Source organism: Acidiphilium iwatense (assembly GCF_021556475.1).
Lineage (GTDB): Bacteria > Pseudomonadota > Alphaproteobacteria > Acetobacterales > Acetobacteraceae > Acidiphilium > Acidiphilium iwatense.
Window position 1 is genome coordinate 34193 of sequence record NZ_JAKGBZ010000026.1, and the last position, 14927, is coordinate 49119.

Consider the following 14927-nt stretch of genomic DNA (forward strand, 5'->3'; position numbering starts at 1 on the left):
CCTATGTCACGATAATACGTAGCCAGAACGAATGTCCCGAACTTCGTTCCACCCAATCTACCCAAATAGCCTCTTTTGACCCTTCCAGATCAAACAACCGAAACCTCAGCGCCGCCAAAAAACCACCCGCGCACCTTCAGCACACCAGCCCGAGCGCGTTCAGCATCTCAGCCTGATCCTCGAAAAACGAGGCGAAGGCGTCCGTGATTTTTTCGTGGGTCTCGGCGTCCGTCCGCTCGGCGACATCCTCGGCCCAGCGCGTGAGGGTCGCACGGTCCGGCCGGGGCAGCGCCTGTCCGATCGTCGCCTCGTTCAGCCAATCCTGCTGGCGCAACACGGCGAAGGCGGCGAGGCCCGGCAGGGTGAACCCGCCGCCGAGCGCGGGCACCGCCAAACCGACCGGCTGCATCACGCTGCCGCCCTGCGCGATTTCGGCAAACATCGCGGCATTCAGCCGCACCGAGGCCGGGTCCATCCGCGCCGCCGGATCGGCCACGGCCACCGCCTGCCCGGTGCCGACTAGCATGGCGGCAAGCTCCGCCGGCTGCGTCACGGTCGTCCTGGCCGGATCGCCGCGCCGCGCGACATCGAGCAACTCGCCGATGCTCGCCGGCCCCTGGGCAAGCCGCGCGAAAACCGGCTCGTAGAGGGCTTCGTTCATCGTCGCCCGGCCTGACGACGTGTTGAATTCCAGCTTCCGGCGCGCATGAGGCACTGCGAGGCCGAGCCATATCCCGCTCAGCATCGCGTCCCGCCGCGCCGGCTCCAGCCGCATCGCGCCGCGGATGAACACGTCGTGGCGCAGCGGCTGCCCGGTGCAGACATCCTTGATCAGCTCCAGCATCACCGGGTCCTCGAACTCGGCGGCAATCGCGCGCGCGACATCGCCGATGATCAGATCCGGGAAATTCTCCAGCAGCCGCGCCGAGCCGGCATAGGACAGTTTTGCTTCGGCGAACCGCACCGCGACATCGATATGAAAGCACGGCGCCCAGTTCTCGTTCATGAATTCATGGGCGAGATAGGCGGCGGGCTTGTCGGCGATATGTTCGATGATCCGCCGCGCCCAGGGTTCGACCACGTCGTCCCCCGCTTCGGCCAGCCGCCGCACCAGACCGAAACCGCGCTCGGCCTGACGATCGGCGCGAAACGCGAGGCGCGACCCGCTTTCGCGCATCAGCCGCTGCAGCCCGAGCATCCCGCGCCAGGCCGGCAGCACGTCGTAGCTGACATGGCACAGGCCGCCCGGCTTCAACTTCGCATCGAGCAGCCGCAGCACGCCGTCCCGCACCGGCGGCGCCACCCAGGTCCAGACCCCGTGTAGACTCGCGGCATCGATCTCGGGCAGCGCCATCGCGGTGGGACTTTCGGCGAACCGCGCAAGATCGGCCTCGACGAACCGGCAATTGGCGATGCCCGCCCGCGCGGCGAGCGAGCGTGCCGCCGCGACATGGGCGGGGTTGAAATCGAGCCCGGTCACCTGCCAGCCGGGATTCGCCGCCGCCAGGATCAGCGCGGTGAAACCGCGCCCGCAGCCGATATCGACGAAATGGAACGCCCCATCCCGGTTCGGAATCGGCGCCGCGAATCCCGCGACCAGCGCGGTCAGCGCCATCTGGCGCGGCGACTGCTCGGCATAAAATCCGGGCGCATAGGCGATATCGGTCACATAGCCGCCCCCCCAGCTCATGCCGTCCTCGCGGATTCGATCGTCGCCGCACTGAAGGTCGCCTGATCGGCGCGCGGCGGCCCGGTCAGCGCCGAAGCGGGCGAGGGCAGCCAGCCGGTCCAGGACAGTCTGGGCGCCGAAGCGCCGCCCAGCTTCATCACCGGGATTTCGGCGGGGTCGAGAATCAGGTTCACCGCGAAATCGGCCTCCATGCCCACATAGGCGCGCACCATCGAGACCAGCCGCCGCAGCACCGGCTTGTCCGGCAGCAGCGCCTCGAATTCGCTCCGCGACAGCGGACCGATGCGCAGCAGAAATCGCGCCTGCTGGTCGAAGGCGCGCGCGCCCGCCGCGCAATCCACGCCCAGCCGGTTGAACTGGCCGGGCGAGCGGCCGCGCGGCATGCGGCTCTGCTCGTCGGGATCGAGCCGGAGCCAGCTCCCGGCGAATTCCTCGATCTCCACCTTCCGTTCCAGCCAGTCCGACACCAGCGCCCGCAGCCGGTCCGCCGAGCGCGGCCGGCTCGCAAAGAAACCCGCGTAATGCTGGATCGCCGGCGCCCCGGCGGCCAGGCGCCCGATCAGGTGCCTGGTATCGAACCCGGTCAGCGCCAGCAGGATCCGCCCGGCGGGATCGCTTGCCGCCGGATCGTCCGCCGCCCCGTTGTGGCGCATCACCGTCCGGTGCCCGATCTCCGCCGCGAGATGCGGACGATATTTCACCCCCGCGACGGCGAAGCCCGCAACCAGCCGCTGCGCCAGCAGCGCGAGGAAATCCGCCATCGCCGGCGAGCGGGCCCGGTTCGCCTGGGCGACCAGCTCGGTATACCAGCGCGGCAGCGGCCCCGATGCGCCGATTAGCCCGATCAGCCTTGTCGAAAGCCGTCCCGGTGCCGCCGCATCGACTTCGGCAACCGGATGCGCGAGCGACACCGGCGCCGAAAAGCCGATCGCCTCGCCCGCATCGCGCCTGCCCGACGCGATCCAGAGCAGCCGCACCGCCGCGCCGAAGCGAAACCGCGCCGGCACGCGCACCAGCCGGGCGAACGGCCCTTCCGTCATAACAGGGTGCGATGCCCGGCGCGCGGCGGAAACCGCATCGCTGGATCGGTCCGGCCGCGCAGCCGCAGCGTGGTGCGGACGAAGGAATTGATCGTGCCGTGCAGCGCGAGAAACCGTTCCAGCACCGCGCCGAGCAGAAACAGCCCGTTTTCCTGGTAGGGTTTCGGGTCGAATTCGAGCGTCACGTCGAGCCCGCGGCAGAAGCTGCCGAGCCGCCCGCCCGGCACCCGCGCGATGCCCGGCTTCGCCGAAACGCCGATCAGCGCCTCGATCGCCGCCCGTGTTTCCGCCGTCTCCGCCCGGTCGTACAGGCGCAGCACGTCGCGCAGCGCCGCCGCACCCTCCGCCCCGCCGACCACCGACAAATGCCCGAGCGAGAGATGCGAAATCAGCCGCCACGCGCCGCGCTCGGCAAGGCGCGGCCGTAACGTCGCCCCCGGCGGCGTCAGGCAGGCGATGCGCGAAACCCCATCATGCGGCGATAGCGGCGTCAGATGTGGATGGCCGCCGCCGAACGGCAGCGCCGCCGGCAGATCGCGATTGACGCACAGCGCCTCGACCGACAGCACCGTATCTGCGCTGGTCTGCGGGTCGAATTCCGGCGCGAAGGGTGCGAGGAACGTCTCGGTTCCCCCCAGCGCCGCCGTCGCCGGGCGGCGCGCTTCGAGATAATACCCGCCCGGCGCCGCGCCCTCGCCATGACCGGCGCGATAGAAGGGCAGCCACGGCTTCACATTGCCTTCACGATCGGTCTCCCGCACGCCGGTAATGCCCCAGACCTCCATGCCGGTGGCACGCCGTGCGTCCGGCACCACCCGATATTCGGTATCGGTGTGATCCAGGCGGATCGGCTCGCAATGCTGGGAAAAGATGTTCACCACCGGCGTGCAGCCGAGGGCGAGGTGCTCGGCGCTCACCGCACGCTCCAGCTCGATCGCCGAACGGTCGAGATAGATGAAAATCTCCAGCCGGTTGCCCGAATGCGCGAGCGTCTTGCGGTCGAGCCCGTCGAGATCGAAGAACATGAATTTTTCGGAAAACGCGAAATACTCGGCGAGCAGCCGGAATCCGGTGAAGCCGCGCGAGGGCCAGGGCAACAGCGCCTCGTCCTCGGCGAAACCCACCGGCACCACCGCCTCGCGCCCCAGGATCACCGGGTTCGGATCGCCCGGCGCCTCGGCCAGCGCCACCCCGATCGTATGGGCGGCAAGCAATTCGTACAGATGCGGCGCGATCGCCGGACCGCCGCGCAGATAAAACCGCAGCCGGTCGAGCCCGAGTGCTGCGAAGCTCAGCTCCGGCGCCATGGTGCCGAGCACGATGCGCAGCACCGACGCCGCACCCGGCGCGAGCGGATTGACCGGCGCCACGAAAGGCTGGCCGGCGAGCCGGACCTGCTCGATCCGTACCGGCCAGAGCGAAACCGGATAGGCGGTCTGGAACCGGCACGCCTGGCCGCGCACCCGCTCGGTCTCCAGCACGAAACCGGCTTTCAGATGAACATTCGCCTGCAAATCGGGCCGGCATTCGAACTGTGCGATCGCCGCCGAGGGGATCGGCGCCAGAAATCCCGGATAGAGCGCGCCGAGCAGCGCGTCGGTCAGCTCGGGAAACTCGTCGTCCAAACGTTTATGGACCCGCGCCGACAGGAACGCGACGCCGTCGAGCAGGCGGGCGACATGCGGATCGTCCACCGCATCCGGCGACAGCCGCAGCCGTCCGGCGATCTTGGGATGGGTCTCGGCGAACTCCGCCGCGAGCTTGCGGATCGCGAGCAGTTCGCGGTTGAAATAAGGCAGCAGCGCGTCAGACAAAACGCTCGCCTTTCACTTCGATCTCGGCAGAGGTCGCGTCCACCACGGTATCGAAGCTGATCGGCTCGGGCGCCGGATCGGCGTGCAGCAACCCGTCGATCCGCATATGCAGTGTCGGGTCGAGCGGATTTTCCGCCGGCACCAGCCGCACCGTCACTTGCGCGAAACGCGGCTCGAACAGCTTGATCGTGCGCTCGACCTCGGCGCGGAACGCCTCCCGCGCCCCCGGATCGGCCATGCTGCCCGAGGTATAATCGGGCAACCCGTAGCCGGCGATCGAGGATTGCAACTCGCCGAGCAGAGGCGGCAGCGACCGCCAGCGGCGCTTGGCGTTGAGCAGGGCTTCGAGATCGCGCCGCACCGCGCGGCGCAGCACGGCGAGCGCCTCGCCGGGCGAAATCGGCCGGTCGCGGTCGCGGTCCGGCGCGTCGTCGAGCAGCCGGTCGAGCGGCGAAAGCTGCACCCGCGCCCCGGCATCGCGCACCCGGTCATTGAAGGCGGCCTTGCCGCTCACGGAAATCCGGCGCTCATCATTCGGCGAAGCGCAGCGCGCCGAGTTCCATGATCGGCACCGCCTCGTCACCCACCAGGAACTCGCGCTGACCGACCCCGGCAACCGGCCCGTCGCCTTCGGTCCAGACCGTGGCGCGGCCGAGGCGGTATTCCGCGCCGAGTGCCGGATCATCCGACGCATAGGTGACCGGGATATAGACATCGCCGTCCGGCCCGGACGCGACGGCAAGGCTGGCCCGGCGCCAGATCAGGTCGCGCGGCCGCACGGGCTTATGGAAGGTGATCTCGGCGACGCGGGCGATCGGCACCCAGAAATATTTCCCGGTCGTGGTCAGAACTTCGAGAATGCCGGAGGTGATATCGCTCGCGTCGCGGAAATCCTCGAACTTAACGCCGTCGGCTTCGCCCGTCATTGTCTTGCGGCCGGCTTCGGCCGCATCGGCCGCCTTGCGTGCCGCCGCCGCGTCGCCGGCCCGGAGCGCGACCAGCGCTTCCAGCAATGCGCGTTCGACCGGCCCCGGCTCGTCCAGAAACTCCGGCACCCGCCCGTCGCGATAAAGCTGGCGGCGCGCCATCTCGGCGCGCAGCAACTGGCGGAACTCGGCAACCACCACCGCGGCGCCGGGATCGAGCTGGCCGGCGGCGTCGAGCAGTACGTCGGCGCGTTCGAAATTGCCTGCGAAGACCAGCATTTCCGCGAGCAGAACCCGTGCGGCGACATCGGCGGGCTTCGCCTTCACCGCAACGGTCGCGGCGGCGATCGCATCGTCGAGACGCCCGGCCCGGAACGCGGCTCCCGCACTGCCTTCCGTCGGTATCGTGTTGCCCTGCATTGTCAACGCCCCTGCCCGTTACGTTACGAACGATCGTATTGAAACACCGGCGCCGGCGCAATGCCATCGCAATCGTGATGTTTACGGCCCCGCAAGGGTGCGCTAACATCCCGGCGGGACCGTGCGACGATCGAAGCCGAGCCGATTACGGTTGACCTTGCGTGCGGCGGCGGCATACGATCCGGCAAAAGAACGGAACCGGCCGGGTCGTGCGATCCGGCACGACTTATGGCCGATGTTTCACCCGAAACAGTGACGGCTCGCGACACAGGCGCCTTTTGGGGGACCGGACGATGAGCGGCAGTATTCATGAAAAACTCAAACGCGTGCGCAAGCCGCGCGTGCATATCACCTACGATGTCGAAACCGAAGGCGCGCAGATCGAACGCGAACTGCCCTTCGTCATGGGCGTCATGGGCGATTTCTCCGGCGATCCGACCCAGCCGCTGAAGCCGCTGGCCGACCGGAAATTCATCCAGATCGACCGCGACAATTTCAACGACGTGATGGCGCGGATGACGCCCGGCCTCAAGCTCAAGGTCGACAACAAGCTCGCCGACGACGGCAGCCAGATGGCGGTCGATCTCAAATTCAACGGCATCGAGGATTTCGACCCGGAGCGGGTGGTGCAGCAGGTGCCGGCGCTCAAGGCGCTGCTGGAGACGCGCAACAAATTGCGCGACCTGATGAGCAAGGCCGACCGTTCCGAGCAGCTCGAATCCCTGCTCGAACAGGTGCTGCAGAACGATGCGGAGCTGAAGGCGCTGTCCGGCGAACTCGGCCTCGGCAAGCAGGAGGGTTGATCGATGTCCGGCACCCAGTCAGACCCCGCCGCCGCCACGACGACGACGACCGAAACCGTCAGCCTGCTCGACCAGGTGGTGGGCGCGACCAAGCAGACCGAGCCCGATCGCGCGCAGGAATTGGTGAGAACGCTGGTCCAGGAAGCGCTGACCGGCACCGTCACCTTCGACAAGAACCTGACCCGCACGATCGACCGCGCGATCGCCGCGATCGACCACAAACTTTCGGTCCAGCTCAACGAGGTGATGCACAATCCGCGCTTCCTTCAGCTCGAAGGAAGCTGGCGCGGCCTGCATCATCTGGTGATGAACTCGGAAACCGGCACCTCGCTCAAGATCAAGGTCGTGAATATGACCAAGCGGGAGCTGAACCGCGACCTGACCAAGGCGGTCGAGTTCGACCAGAGCCAGTTGTTCAAGAAGCTCTACGAGAACGAATTCGGCACGCCGGGCGGTGAGCCCTATGGCGCGCTGATCGGCGACTATGAATGGACCAACCACCCGGACGACATCGAATCGCTACGGCTGATCTCCAACGTCGCCGCCGCGTCCTTCGCGCCGTTCATCTCCGCCGCCGGCGCCGGCATGTTCGGCTTCTCGGACTGGAACGAGCTGTCGAAACCGCGCGATCTCGCCAAGATCTTCGACACGGCGGAATACGCGAAATGGCGCGGCTTCCGCGACACCGAGGATTCCCGCTTCGTCTCGCTGGTGATGCCACGGGTGCTCGCCCGGATGCCCTACGGCGCCGCGACCGCGCCGGTCGAGGACTTCAATTACGAGGAAGCGCCGCAGGACCCGTCGGGTGCGGCGCGGCCGATGGGGCATCACGATTATTGCTGGATGAACGCCGCCTACATGATGGGCGAGCGGCTGACCGCGAGCTTCGCCACGTCGGGCTTCTGTGTGGCGATCCGCGGCGCCGAGGGCGGCGGCAAGGTCGAGAACCTGCCGTTCCACGTCTTCCAGTCCGACGATGGCGACATGGACGCCAAATGCCCGACCGAAATCGGCATCACCGACCGGCGCGAGTTCGAGCTTTCGAATCTCGGATTCCTGCCGCTCTGCCACTACAAGAACACCGACTATGCCGTGTTCTTCGGCGCGCAGTCGGCGCAGAAACCCAAGAAATACGACCGGCCGGACGCCACCGCGAACGCCGCGATTTCCGCCCGCCTGCCCTATATCATGGCGTCCAGCCGGTTCGCCCATTTCCTCAAGGTCATGGCGCGCGACAAGATCGGCTCGTTCATGGAAGCCAAGGATTGCGAGAACTGGCTGAATCGCTGGATCGGCAACTATGTCAACGGCAACCCCGATGCCGGGCCGGAAATGAAGGCCAAGTATCCGCTGCGCGAGGCGAAGGTCGAGGTCAAGGAAATCCCCGGCAAGCCCGGCTCCTACAACGCGGTCGCCTATCTGCGCCCCTGGCTGCAGATGGAGGAATTGACCACGTCGATGCGGATGGTCGCCCGCATCCCGCAAAAGGCATGAATCCTACTCTGGCGGCGATCCGACGGCGTTTTGCCGCGCTCCGGTGCTCACGTACTGACGTACGCTCCGCTCCGGTGCTCGCAAAACACCGCCGGCTCACTCGCCAGAGCGAATTCCCCAACACTCTCTAATCAAGATGCTGCGCGAGGCCGTTTTGTCCGGCCGCTATTTCGGCGACCGGCATCAGGCGGCGGCCGGTGATCTCGCGCGATTTCTCACCGCCTCGGCCCCGGCGGCGCTGTCGCTCTGGCTCGGCGCCGATACCGCCGGCATCCTGCGCGATCCCGACCGGTTCGGCGCGATCCTCGACCACGACATCGCGACGATCGACGCGATGCTGAACCGCCAGATCGACGCGATCCTGCACCATCCGCGCCTCACCCGGCTCGAAGGAAGCTGGCGCGGCCTCGACTGGCTCGCATCGCGGATCGAGGTGAACGGGCGCGTCCGGCTGCGCGTTCTGCACGCGTCCTGGCCGGAGCTTTGCCGCGACCTCGAACGCGCGCCGGAATTCGACCAGAGCAACCTGTTTCGCCGGATCTACGAGGATGAGTTCGGCAGCCCAGGCGGCGAGCCCTATGGGCTGATGGTGATGGATTACGATATCCGCCACCGTCCCGGCCCTGGTGCCGCGACCGACGATGTCGCCGCCCTCGCCGCCTTGTCGGCGGTCGCCGCCGCCGCGTTCTCGCCCATGGTGTTCGGCGCGGCACCCGCGCTGTTAGGGGTGGACCGGATCGACGAGCTGTCCGGCGTGCTCAACCCGGCGGCGATTTTCGCCGGGCCCGACTATCAGCGGTTCCGCAATCTCGGCAACCGGGAGGATATGCGCTTCGTCGGCATCGCCCTGCCGCGCCTGCGCGCCCGCCCGCTCTGGGATGAGGCGCCGGCGGCGCAGCGCGGCTTTCGCTATGCCGAGCAGGTGGACACGGGCGACGACATCGTCTGGTTCGCCGCCGGCTACGCCATCGCCTTCGCCGTCGCCCGCGCGATGACGACCTATGAGTGGCCGGCCGACATGCGCGGCTACATCCAGGACTGGCCGGGCAGCGGCCTGATCGAGGCCGGCACCGCGCCGCATTTCTCGCCCGATCCGCCGGAAGGGCTCGATCGGTTCGAGACCGAGCTTGCCTTGACCGACGCGCAGGAGCGCGCCCTGGTCGATGCCGGGCTGATGGCGCTGTCATCCCTCGGCTTCGGCGGCCAGACCGTGCTGGGCGCCGCGCGCAGCCTGCAAACCCCGCGCCGCTATGCCGGTCCGCGCGGCGAGGCCGCCGAGGCGAATGCGCGCCTCTCCGCGCAGTTCAACACCATCGTCTGCGTCGCCCGCTTCGCCCATTTCATCAAGGTGATGGGCCGGGACATGACCGGCGCGTTCCGCACCGCCGCCGAGATCGAGCGCGAATTGTCCGCCTGGCTGCGCCGCTACACCAATGCCAATCGCGATGCCGGGGCGGAAACCAGGGCGCGCTACCCGCTGCTCGACGCGTCGGTCCAGGTGCGCGAACTGCCGGCGAAACCCGGCTCGTTCGGCTGCACCATCCTGTTGCAGCCGCACTATCAGCTCGACGACATCGCCGCCTCGTTCCGGCTGGTCACCGAACTGTCTGCTCCGGGCGTTGGGTAAGACGCGTTCGTTGATTTGTTCAATATTTTTGAACGAGACGAGTCCGAAATGGTATTCCAAGATTGTTATTGTTCTTTAGTTTTTTCTAATTTTTCTAAACGAAGTTCTAATTGATGTAGTTTTTCAGAAATTTTTGATTTGTTTTGGGCTGTAATATCATTTTTAATTAATACATAAGCGCCGCTCCACAGGATTATTGTAAAATTGATTGAGTAGGCCAAATAGTTAAACACAGCACCACGAACAATTATTGAGCGGAATGTCACAAAAAAGAATGACAACGTTGAAAATGCAAATATGATGGATTCAACGCCCCCTGAATCAATAAATTTGATAATAGCGTTACCATTTGGCCAATGGATTTTTCTCATGACAAATGCTCTCCTTCCGCCGTTTCCCCGCGTTGCGTCATCGCGAGCTGAAAGCGAAGCGGTCCATTCCGGGGTTGGCAAGATAAATTGCTTCGCCTCCGGCTCGCAATACTTCCAACTCGCGACAGCCGATCAGTGAGAGCGAGTTTCGATCTAATAAAATCCTAAATTTTCCTCACTGCCCCGGCTTAATCCCGAGCGCCGTCAGCATCGCCTGCCGGGTCGCCGGATCGGCCAGGATATCCTCGATCAGTTCCGGCCAGGATAGCCGCGCGCGGCGCACCGCCTCGTCGATGGTGAGCGGGATCGGCGATTGCGGCTCGGTGCGGCGGAAAAATTCGGCGATTTCGCTAAGCTGGCGCAGCGCGTCCTCGCGCGAGCGCACCGGGCCGCGCGCCTGCGGCACACCGCCGGCCTGATCGGGCATTGCCATCGTTTCAGCCTCGGCTTCCGTGGGCGCCGCCGCTTCGGGCACGACCGCCGGCGCGTAACGCCGGGCGATCGCGGCAATCTGGTCGAGCAATTCGCTCACCCGCCCGGTCGGCGGCGAATCCGCGCCGGCCACCTCGTCGAGCGCCGCAGCCATGGCGCGCCATGCGGTCGCCGCATCCTGCGCCGCGCGCGCGAGGCCGGCGAAATGCGCCGCACCGGCGGCGCGCGCCGCAACCTCCAGCTTGGCGAATTCGGGAACGCCCGCGGCAATTCGCGCGGCCTTGCGCTTCTCGTCGCCGAGCCCCGCGGTTTCCTCCGCCTGCTGGAACTGGAACAGCGCCACCGGCGTCCCGTCGGGCATCGCGAACAGCGGCAGCTTGCGCAAGGGCTGCATCAGCGTGCCGTCGCCGCCCACCCCGTTCAGCCCGGCGACCGGGGCAAGCCGCGTCTCCATCCCGTCCTCGTCGGGCAGCGGATGCAAACCGTCCCAGAAGCCTCTCGCCAGCCCTTCGATGAGCCGCGCGCCCTGCGCGAGACCGCCAAGCCCCTCCTCGCGCAGCAGCGCCTCGGTCAGCCACGCCGCGACCTCGAGATCGCGGGTTTTCCCGAGCACCGATTGTGAAACTTGCAGGACAGTGCGCCAATGCTGCGCGGCATCCGGCTCCAGCGACGGATCGGCGTCCGCCGCACGTTCGGCGGCCCGCGCGTCAGAGCGCGCGTCGCGCAGCCGGTAGTAAAGCGACTGAGGCGCGTAATCCGCGCGCAGATCGGCGCCGCAGGGCGCATCGCCCTCGATCGGTTCTAACAAAACGGTAAGGTCGAGCGCCATGCCCACGCGTCTCCAAGGTAACACAGGTCATACGAAAGCGAAGTTTTCCGATCCGATCTGGACAAGCAGACCATTAACACATAACATCGAACGTGACTATTCTTGCGCCGGAACGACGCGGGATGGTTTCGGTCTGCAAAAATTCGAGAGGGAGGTCATGGCGGCGATTGATCTGAAATCGTTGATCGCACGGCTGGATGATCATTGCCGTCGCAGCCTGGAGGCCGCTGCGGGGCTTACCCTGTCGCGCAGCCATTACAATGTCGAGATCGAGCACTGGCTGCTCAAGCTCGCCGACGGCACCGACACCGACATTCCGCTCATCCTGCGCCATTACGAGATCGATCACGGACGCTTCCTGATCGATCTCAACCGCGGGCTCGACCGGATGAAAACCGGCAATGCCCGCGCCCCCGCTTTGTCGCCCGACATCGTCGATCTCGCGAAACAGGGCTGGCTGCTCGCCTCCATCGAGCACGGGCTGTCGCGCACCCGCTCCGGCCATCTGCTCTGGGCGCTGCTGGCCGATGAAGGGCTGGCCCGCCGCGCCCGCGACGCATCGGGCCAGTTGCTGAAAATCCAGCCCGACGCGCTGAAACGCGATTTCGCCGCGATTACCGGCAATTCCGCCGAGGCGCAGAGCGCGACCCTCGCGGCGGACGGCGCGCCCGCCGCTGGCGGCGAGGACGGCGCGGCGCGCCCCGGCGGTTCGGCGGCGCTCGACCAGTTCACCGACGATCTGACCGCCCGCGCGCGCGTCGGCAAGATCGACCCGATCCTCGGCCGCGACTTCGAAATCCGCCAGGCGATCGACATCCTCACGCGCAGGCGCCAGAACAATCCGATCTTCACCGGCGAGGCCGGGGTGGGCAAGACCGCCGTGGTCGAAGGCTTGGCGCTGAAGATCGCCGAGGGCGACGTGCCGGAGGCGCTGAAGCCCGTCACCATCCGCACGCTCGACATGACGCTGCTCCAGGCCGGCGCGGGGGTGAAGGGCGAATTCGAGAACCGGCTGAAATCGGTGATCGACGAGGTGAAAGCCTCGCCCAAGCCGATCGTCCTGTTCATCGACGAGGCACATACGCTGATCGGCGCCGGCGGAGCGGCCGGCCAGAACGACGCCGCCAATATCCTGAAACCCGCCCTCGCGCGCGGCGAATTGCGCACCATCGCGGCGACGACCTGGGCCGAATACAAGAAATATTTCGAGCGCGACGCGGCACTCACCCGCCGCTTTCAGGTGGTGAAGGTCGAGGAGCCGGCCGAACCGATGGCGACCGCGATGATCCGCGGCCTGGTCGGCACTTTGGAAAAACACCACAAAGTGCGCATTCTCGACGAAGCGGTCAGCGAGGCGGTGCGGCTTTCCGCACGCTACATCCCGTCGCGCCAGTTACCGGACAAGGCGATTTCCCTGATCGACACCGCCTGCGCGCGCGTGGCGATGAGCCAGGTGACCGAGCCCGCGCCGATCGAGGATCGCCGGCGCCGCATTGCCCTGATCGACACCGAAACCGGCATTCTCGACCGCGAGATGGCGAGCGGCGGCGACCACGCGGCGCGGCGCGGCGAACTCGCCGAGGAACGCGCGAAACTGACCGACGAACTCGCCGCGCTCACCGCGCGCTTTGCCGAGGAAAAGACCCTCGCGGCCAAGATAGCCGAATTGCGCGGCAAGCTCGAAACCCCTGATTCCGCCGAGGACAAGGACGCACTGCGCGCCGAACTTGCCGAGCGAACCGCCGCGCTGAAGGCCCTGCAGGGCGAGGAACCGCTGATCTTTCCGGTGGTCGACGGCCAGGCGGTCGCGGAAATCGTCGAAAGTTGGACCGGGATTCCGGCGGGACGAATGCAGTCCGATGAGATCAACACGGTGCTCAACCTGCGCGCGGCGATGGAGCGCCGCATCGTCGGCCAGCCGCACGCGCTGGAAGCCGTCGCCCAGGCGATCCGCACCTCGCGCGCCCGCCTGACCGATCCGCGCAAGCCGATCGGCGTGTTCCTGATGGTCGGGACCTCGGGCACCGGCAAGACCGAAACCGCGCTGACCCTCGCTGACCTGCTCTATGGCGGCGAGCAGAACGTCACCACGATCAACATGACCGAGTTCAAGGAGGAGCATAAGGTTTCGCTCCTGATGGGCAGCCCGCCCGGCTATGTCGGCTATGGCGAGGGCGGCGTGCTGACCGAGGCGGTGCGGCGGCGGCCCTATTCGGTCATTCTGCTCGACGAGATGGAAAAGGCGCATCCCGGCGTGCAGGACGTGTTCTTCCAGGTGTTCGACAAGGGCAACATGAAGGACGGCGAAGGGCGCGACATCGACTTCAAGAACACCGTCATCATCATGACCTCCAACGCCGGCACCGAGTTGATCGACAAGCTGTTCGCCGATCCCGAAACCGCGCCCGACGCGGCGGGGCTGGCCGAGGCGCTGCGCCCGGAGCTGATGAAATATTTCAAGCCGGCCTTTCTCGGCCGGGTGACGCTCGTGCCGTATTTCCCGCTATCGGACGCGGTGATCCGCCAGATCGTCGGGCTGCAGCTCAACCGGATCGCGCGCCGGGTGCGCGAATCCTACAAGGCGAGCTTCGATTACGTTCCCGAACTGGTCGAGACCATCGCGGCGCGCTGCAAGGAAAGCTCGTCCGGCGCGCGCAACGTGGAAAACATCCTCTCGCGCAGCCTGCTGCCGGAGCTGTCGGCGGAGGTGCTGGCCCGGTTGGCGGAGGGCGAGACGATTTCCCGCGTGACTGTCGGCATCGATCCGCAGGGATCGTTCCGTTACGAGCTTGGCTAGGCTTTTCACAACCCAGCAGGAGAGAGACTATGGCTATCTATATGAAATACGCATCGATCGACGGCGATGTGACCACCGAGGGATATTCGAAATATATCGAGCTGAACAGCGTGCAATGGGGTGTCGGCCGTGGTGTCGCGATGCAGTCGGGCAGCGGCGAAGGCCGCGAATCCAGCCTGCCGAGTCTGTCCGAAGTGACCGTCACCAAGGATTATGACGTTTCGAGCCCCGACCTCCTGAAGGAAGGGCTGAGCGGCGGTGCGAAGGATGTCGATATCGTCTTCACCCGTACCAACAAATCTGGCTCCGGCGTCGATAAATATCTCGAAGTGAAACTGAAGGACGTCATCATGTCGGGCCTGAGCATGAGCTCGGGCGGTGATAAGCCGAGCGAATCCCTCTCGCTCAACTATTCGTCGATCAGCTTCGTCAGCATCCCGATGAAGGACGACGGCACGCAAGGCACCCAGAGCGTGGTGAACTTCGACCTCAAGACGATGAAAATGAGCTGATTTTGCTCCAACCCGGCGCGCAAGCGCCGGGCTTTCTCCCGTCAAAGATTAGATGCCGTAATGGGCCTGTGGCCGAGCTATAGGCGGCGTGGTGGCTGTCCCCCAGAGTGATGGTGTGTTGAACGGGGGTCCGAATGGGTCGGCCCCAAGCATCATCGAGGAACAGCCATGG

12 protein-coding genes are annotated in these 14927 nt (G+C 66.1%); 5 read left to right on the top strand and 7 right to left on the bottom strand.

What is annotated here, in order from left to right:
* Positions 1-136 precede the first annotated feature (136 nt).
* The 5 genes from L2A60_RS13115 to L2A60_RS13135 are packed head-to-tail and all read right to left on the bottom strand — an operon-like array spanning position 137 to position 5890.
* Positions 137-1690 carry a class I SAM-dependent methyltransferase gene (locus tag L2A60_RS13115; RefSeq protein WP_235704860.1) on the bottom strand — a complete coding sequence of 518 codons (1554 nt, stop codon included), beginning with the start codon at positions 1688-1690 and terminating at the stop codon, positions 137-139.
* Positions 1687-2730 (bottom strand): type VI secretion system baseplate subunit TssG, encoded by a 1044-nt coding sequence (gene tssG, locus L2A60_RS13120; RefSeq protein ID WP_235704861.1) that lies wholly within the window; start codon positions 2728-2730, stop codon positions 1687-1689. Before tssG ends, L2A60_RS13115 begins: the two co-directional genes overlap by 4 nt.
* Positions 2727-4544: a type VI secretion system baseplate subunit TssF gene (gene tssF / locus L2A60_RS13125; protein WP_235704862.1), complete on the bottom strand. Its 1818-nt coding sequence runs from the start codon at positions 4542-4544 to the stop codon at positions 2727-2729. The genes tssG and tssF overlap by 4 nt, the downstream gene beginning before the upstream one ends.
* Entirely contained in the window at positions 4537-5058 is a 522-nt protein-coding gene (tssE, locus tag L2A60_RS13130) for a type VI secretion system baseplate subunit TssE (protein WP_235704863.1), read from the bottom strand. Before tssE ends, tssF begins: the two co-directional genes overlap by 8 nt.
* A 16-nt stretch (positions 5059-5074) precedes the next feature.
* Positions 5075-5890 carry a type VI secretion system accessory protein TagJ gene (locus tag L2A60_RS13135; protein WP_235704864.1) on the bottom strand — a complete coding sequence of 272 codons (816 nt, stop codon included), beginning with the start codon at positions 5888-5890 and terminating at the stop codon, positions 5075-5077.
* A gap of 293 nt (positions 5891-6183) precedes the next feature.
* Here L2A60_RS13135 and tssB point away from each other — a divergent pair, with 293 nt between their 5' ends.
* The 3 genes from tssB to tssC (L2A60_RS13150) all read left to right on the top strand — a co-directional run bounded on the left by tssB (position 6184) and on the right by tssC (L2A60_RS13150) (position 9814).
* A complete protein-coding gene (tssB, locus tag L2A60_RS13140) occupies positions 6184-6693 on the top strand; it encodes a type VI secretion system contractile sheath small subunit (protein WP_235704865.1) in 510 nt (169 codons plus the stop codon).
* 3 nt (positions 6694-6696) lie between these two features.
* Positions 6697-8187, top strand: a complete 1491-nt coding sequence (gene tssC, locus L2A60_RS13145; protein ID WP_235704866.1) for a type VI secretion system contractile sheath large subunit — start codon at positions 6697-6699, stop codon at positions 8185-8187.
* A gap of 136 nt (positions 8188-8323) precedes the next feature.
* Entirely contained in the window at positions 8324-9814 is a 1491-nt protein-coding gene (gene tssC / locus L2A60_RS13150) for a type VI secretion system contractile sheath large subunit (protein ID WP_235704867.1), read from the top strand.
* A 65-nt stretch (positions 9815-9879) separates the two neighbouring features.
* On the opposite strand, the gene L2A60_RS13155 is transcribed toward tssC (L2A60_RS13150), so the two are convergent.
* Together L2A60_RS13155 and tssA are read right to left on the bottom strand one after the other, a co-directional pair.
* A complete protein-coding gene (locus L2A60_RS13155; protein ID WP_235704868.1) occupies positions 9880-10266 on the bottom strand; it encodes a hypothetical protein in 387 nt (128 codons plus the stop codon).
* A gap of 94 nt (positions 10267-10360) precedes the next feature.
* On the bottom strand, positions 10361-11446 hold the full coding sequence (gene tssA, locus L2A60_RS13160; protein WP_235704869.1) for a type VI secretion system protein TssA: 1086 nt from the start codon (positions 11444-11446) through the stop codon (positions 10361-10363).
* A 157-nt stretch (positions 11447-11603) separates the two neighbouring features.
* On the opposite strand from tssA, the gene tssH reads away from it, so the two are divergent.
* Both tssH and L2A60_RS13170 read left to right on the top strand, forming a co-directional pair.
* Positions 11604-14243, top strand: a complete 2640-nt coding sequence (tssH, locus tag L2A60_RS13165; RefSeq protein ID WP_235704870.1) for a type VI secretion system ATPase TssH — start codon at positions 11604-11606, stop codon at positions 14241-14243.
* A gap of 29 nt (positions 14244-14272) precedes the next feature.
* Positions 14273-14755, top strand: a complete 483-nt coding sequence (locus tag L2A60_RS13170) for an Hcp family type VI secretion system effector (protein WP_235704871.1) — start codon at positions 14273-14275, stop codon at positions 14753-14755.
* Positions 14756-14927 lie beyond the last annotated feature (172 nt).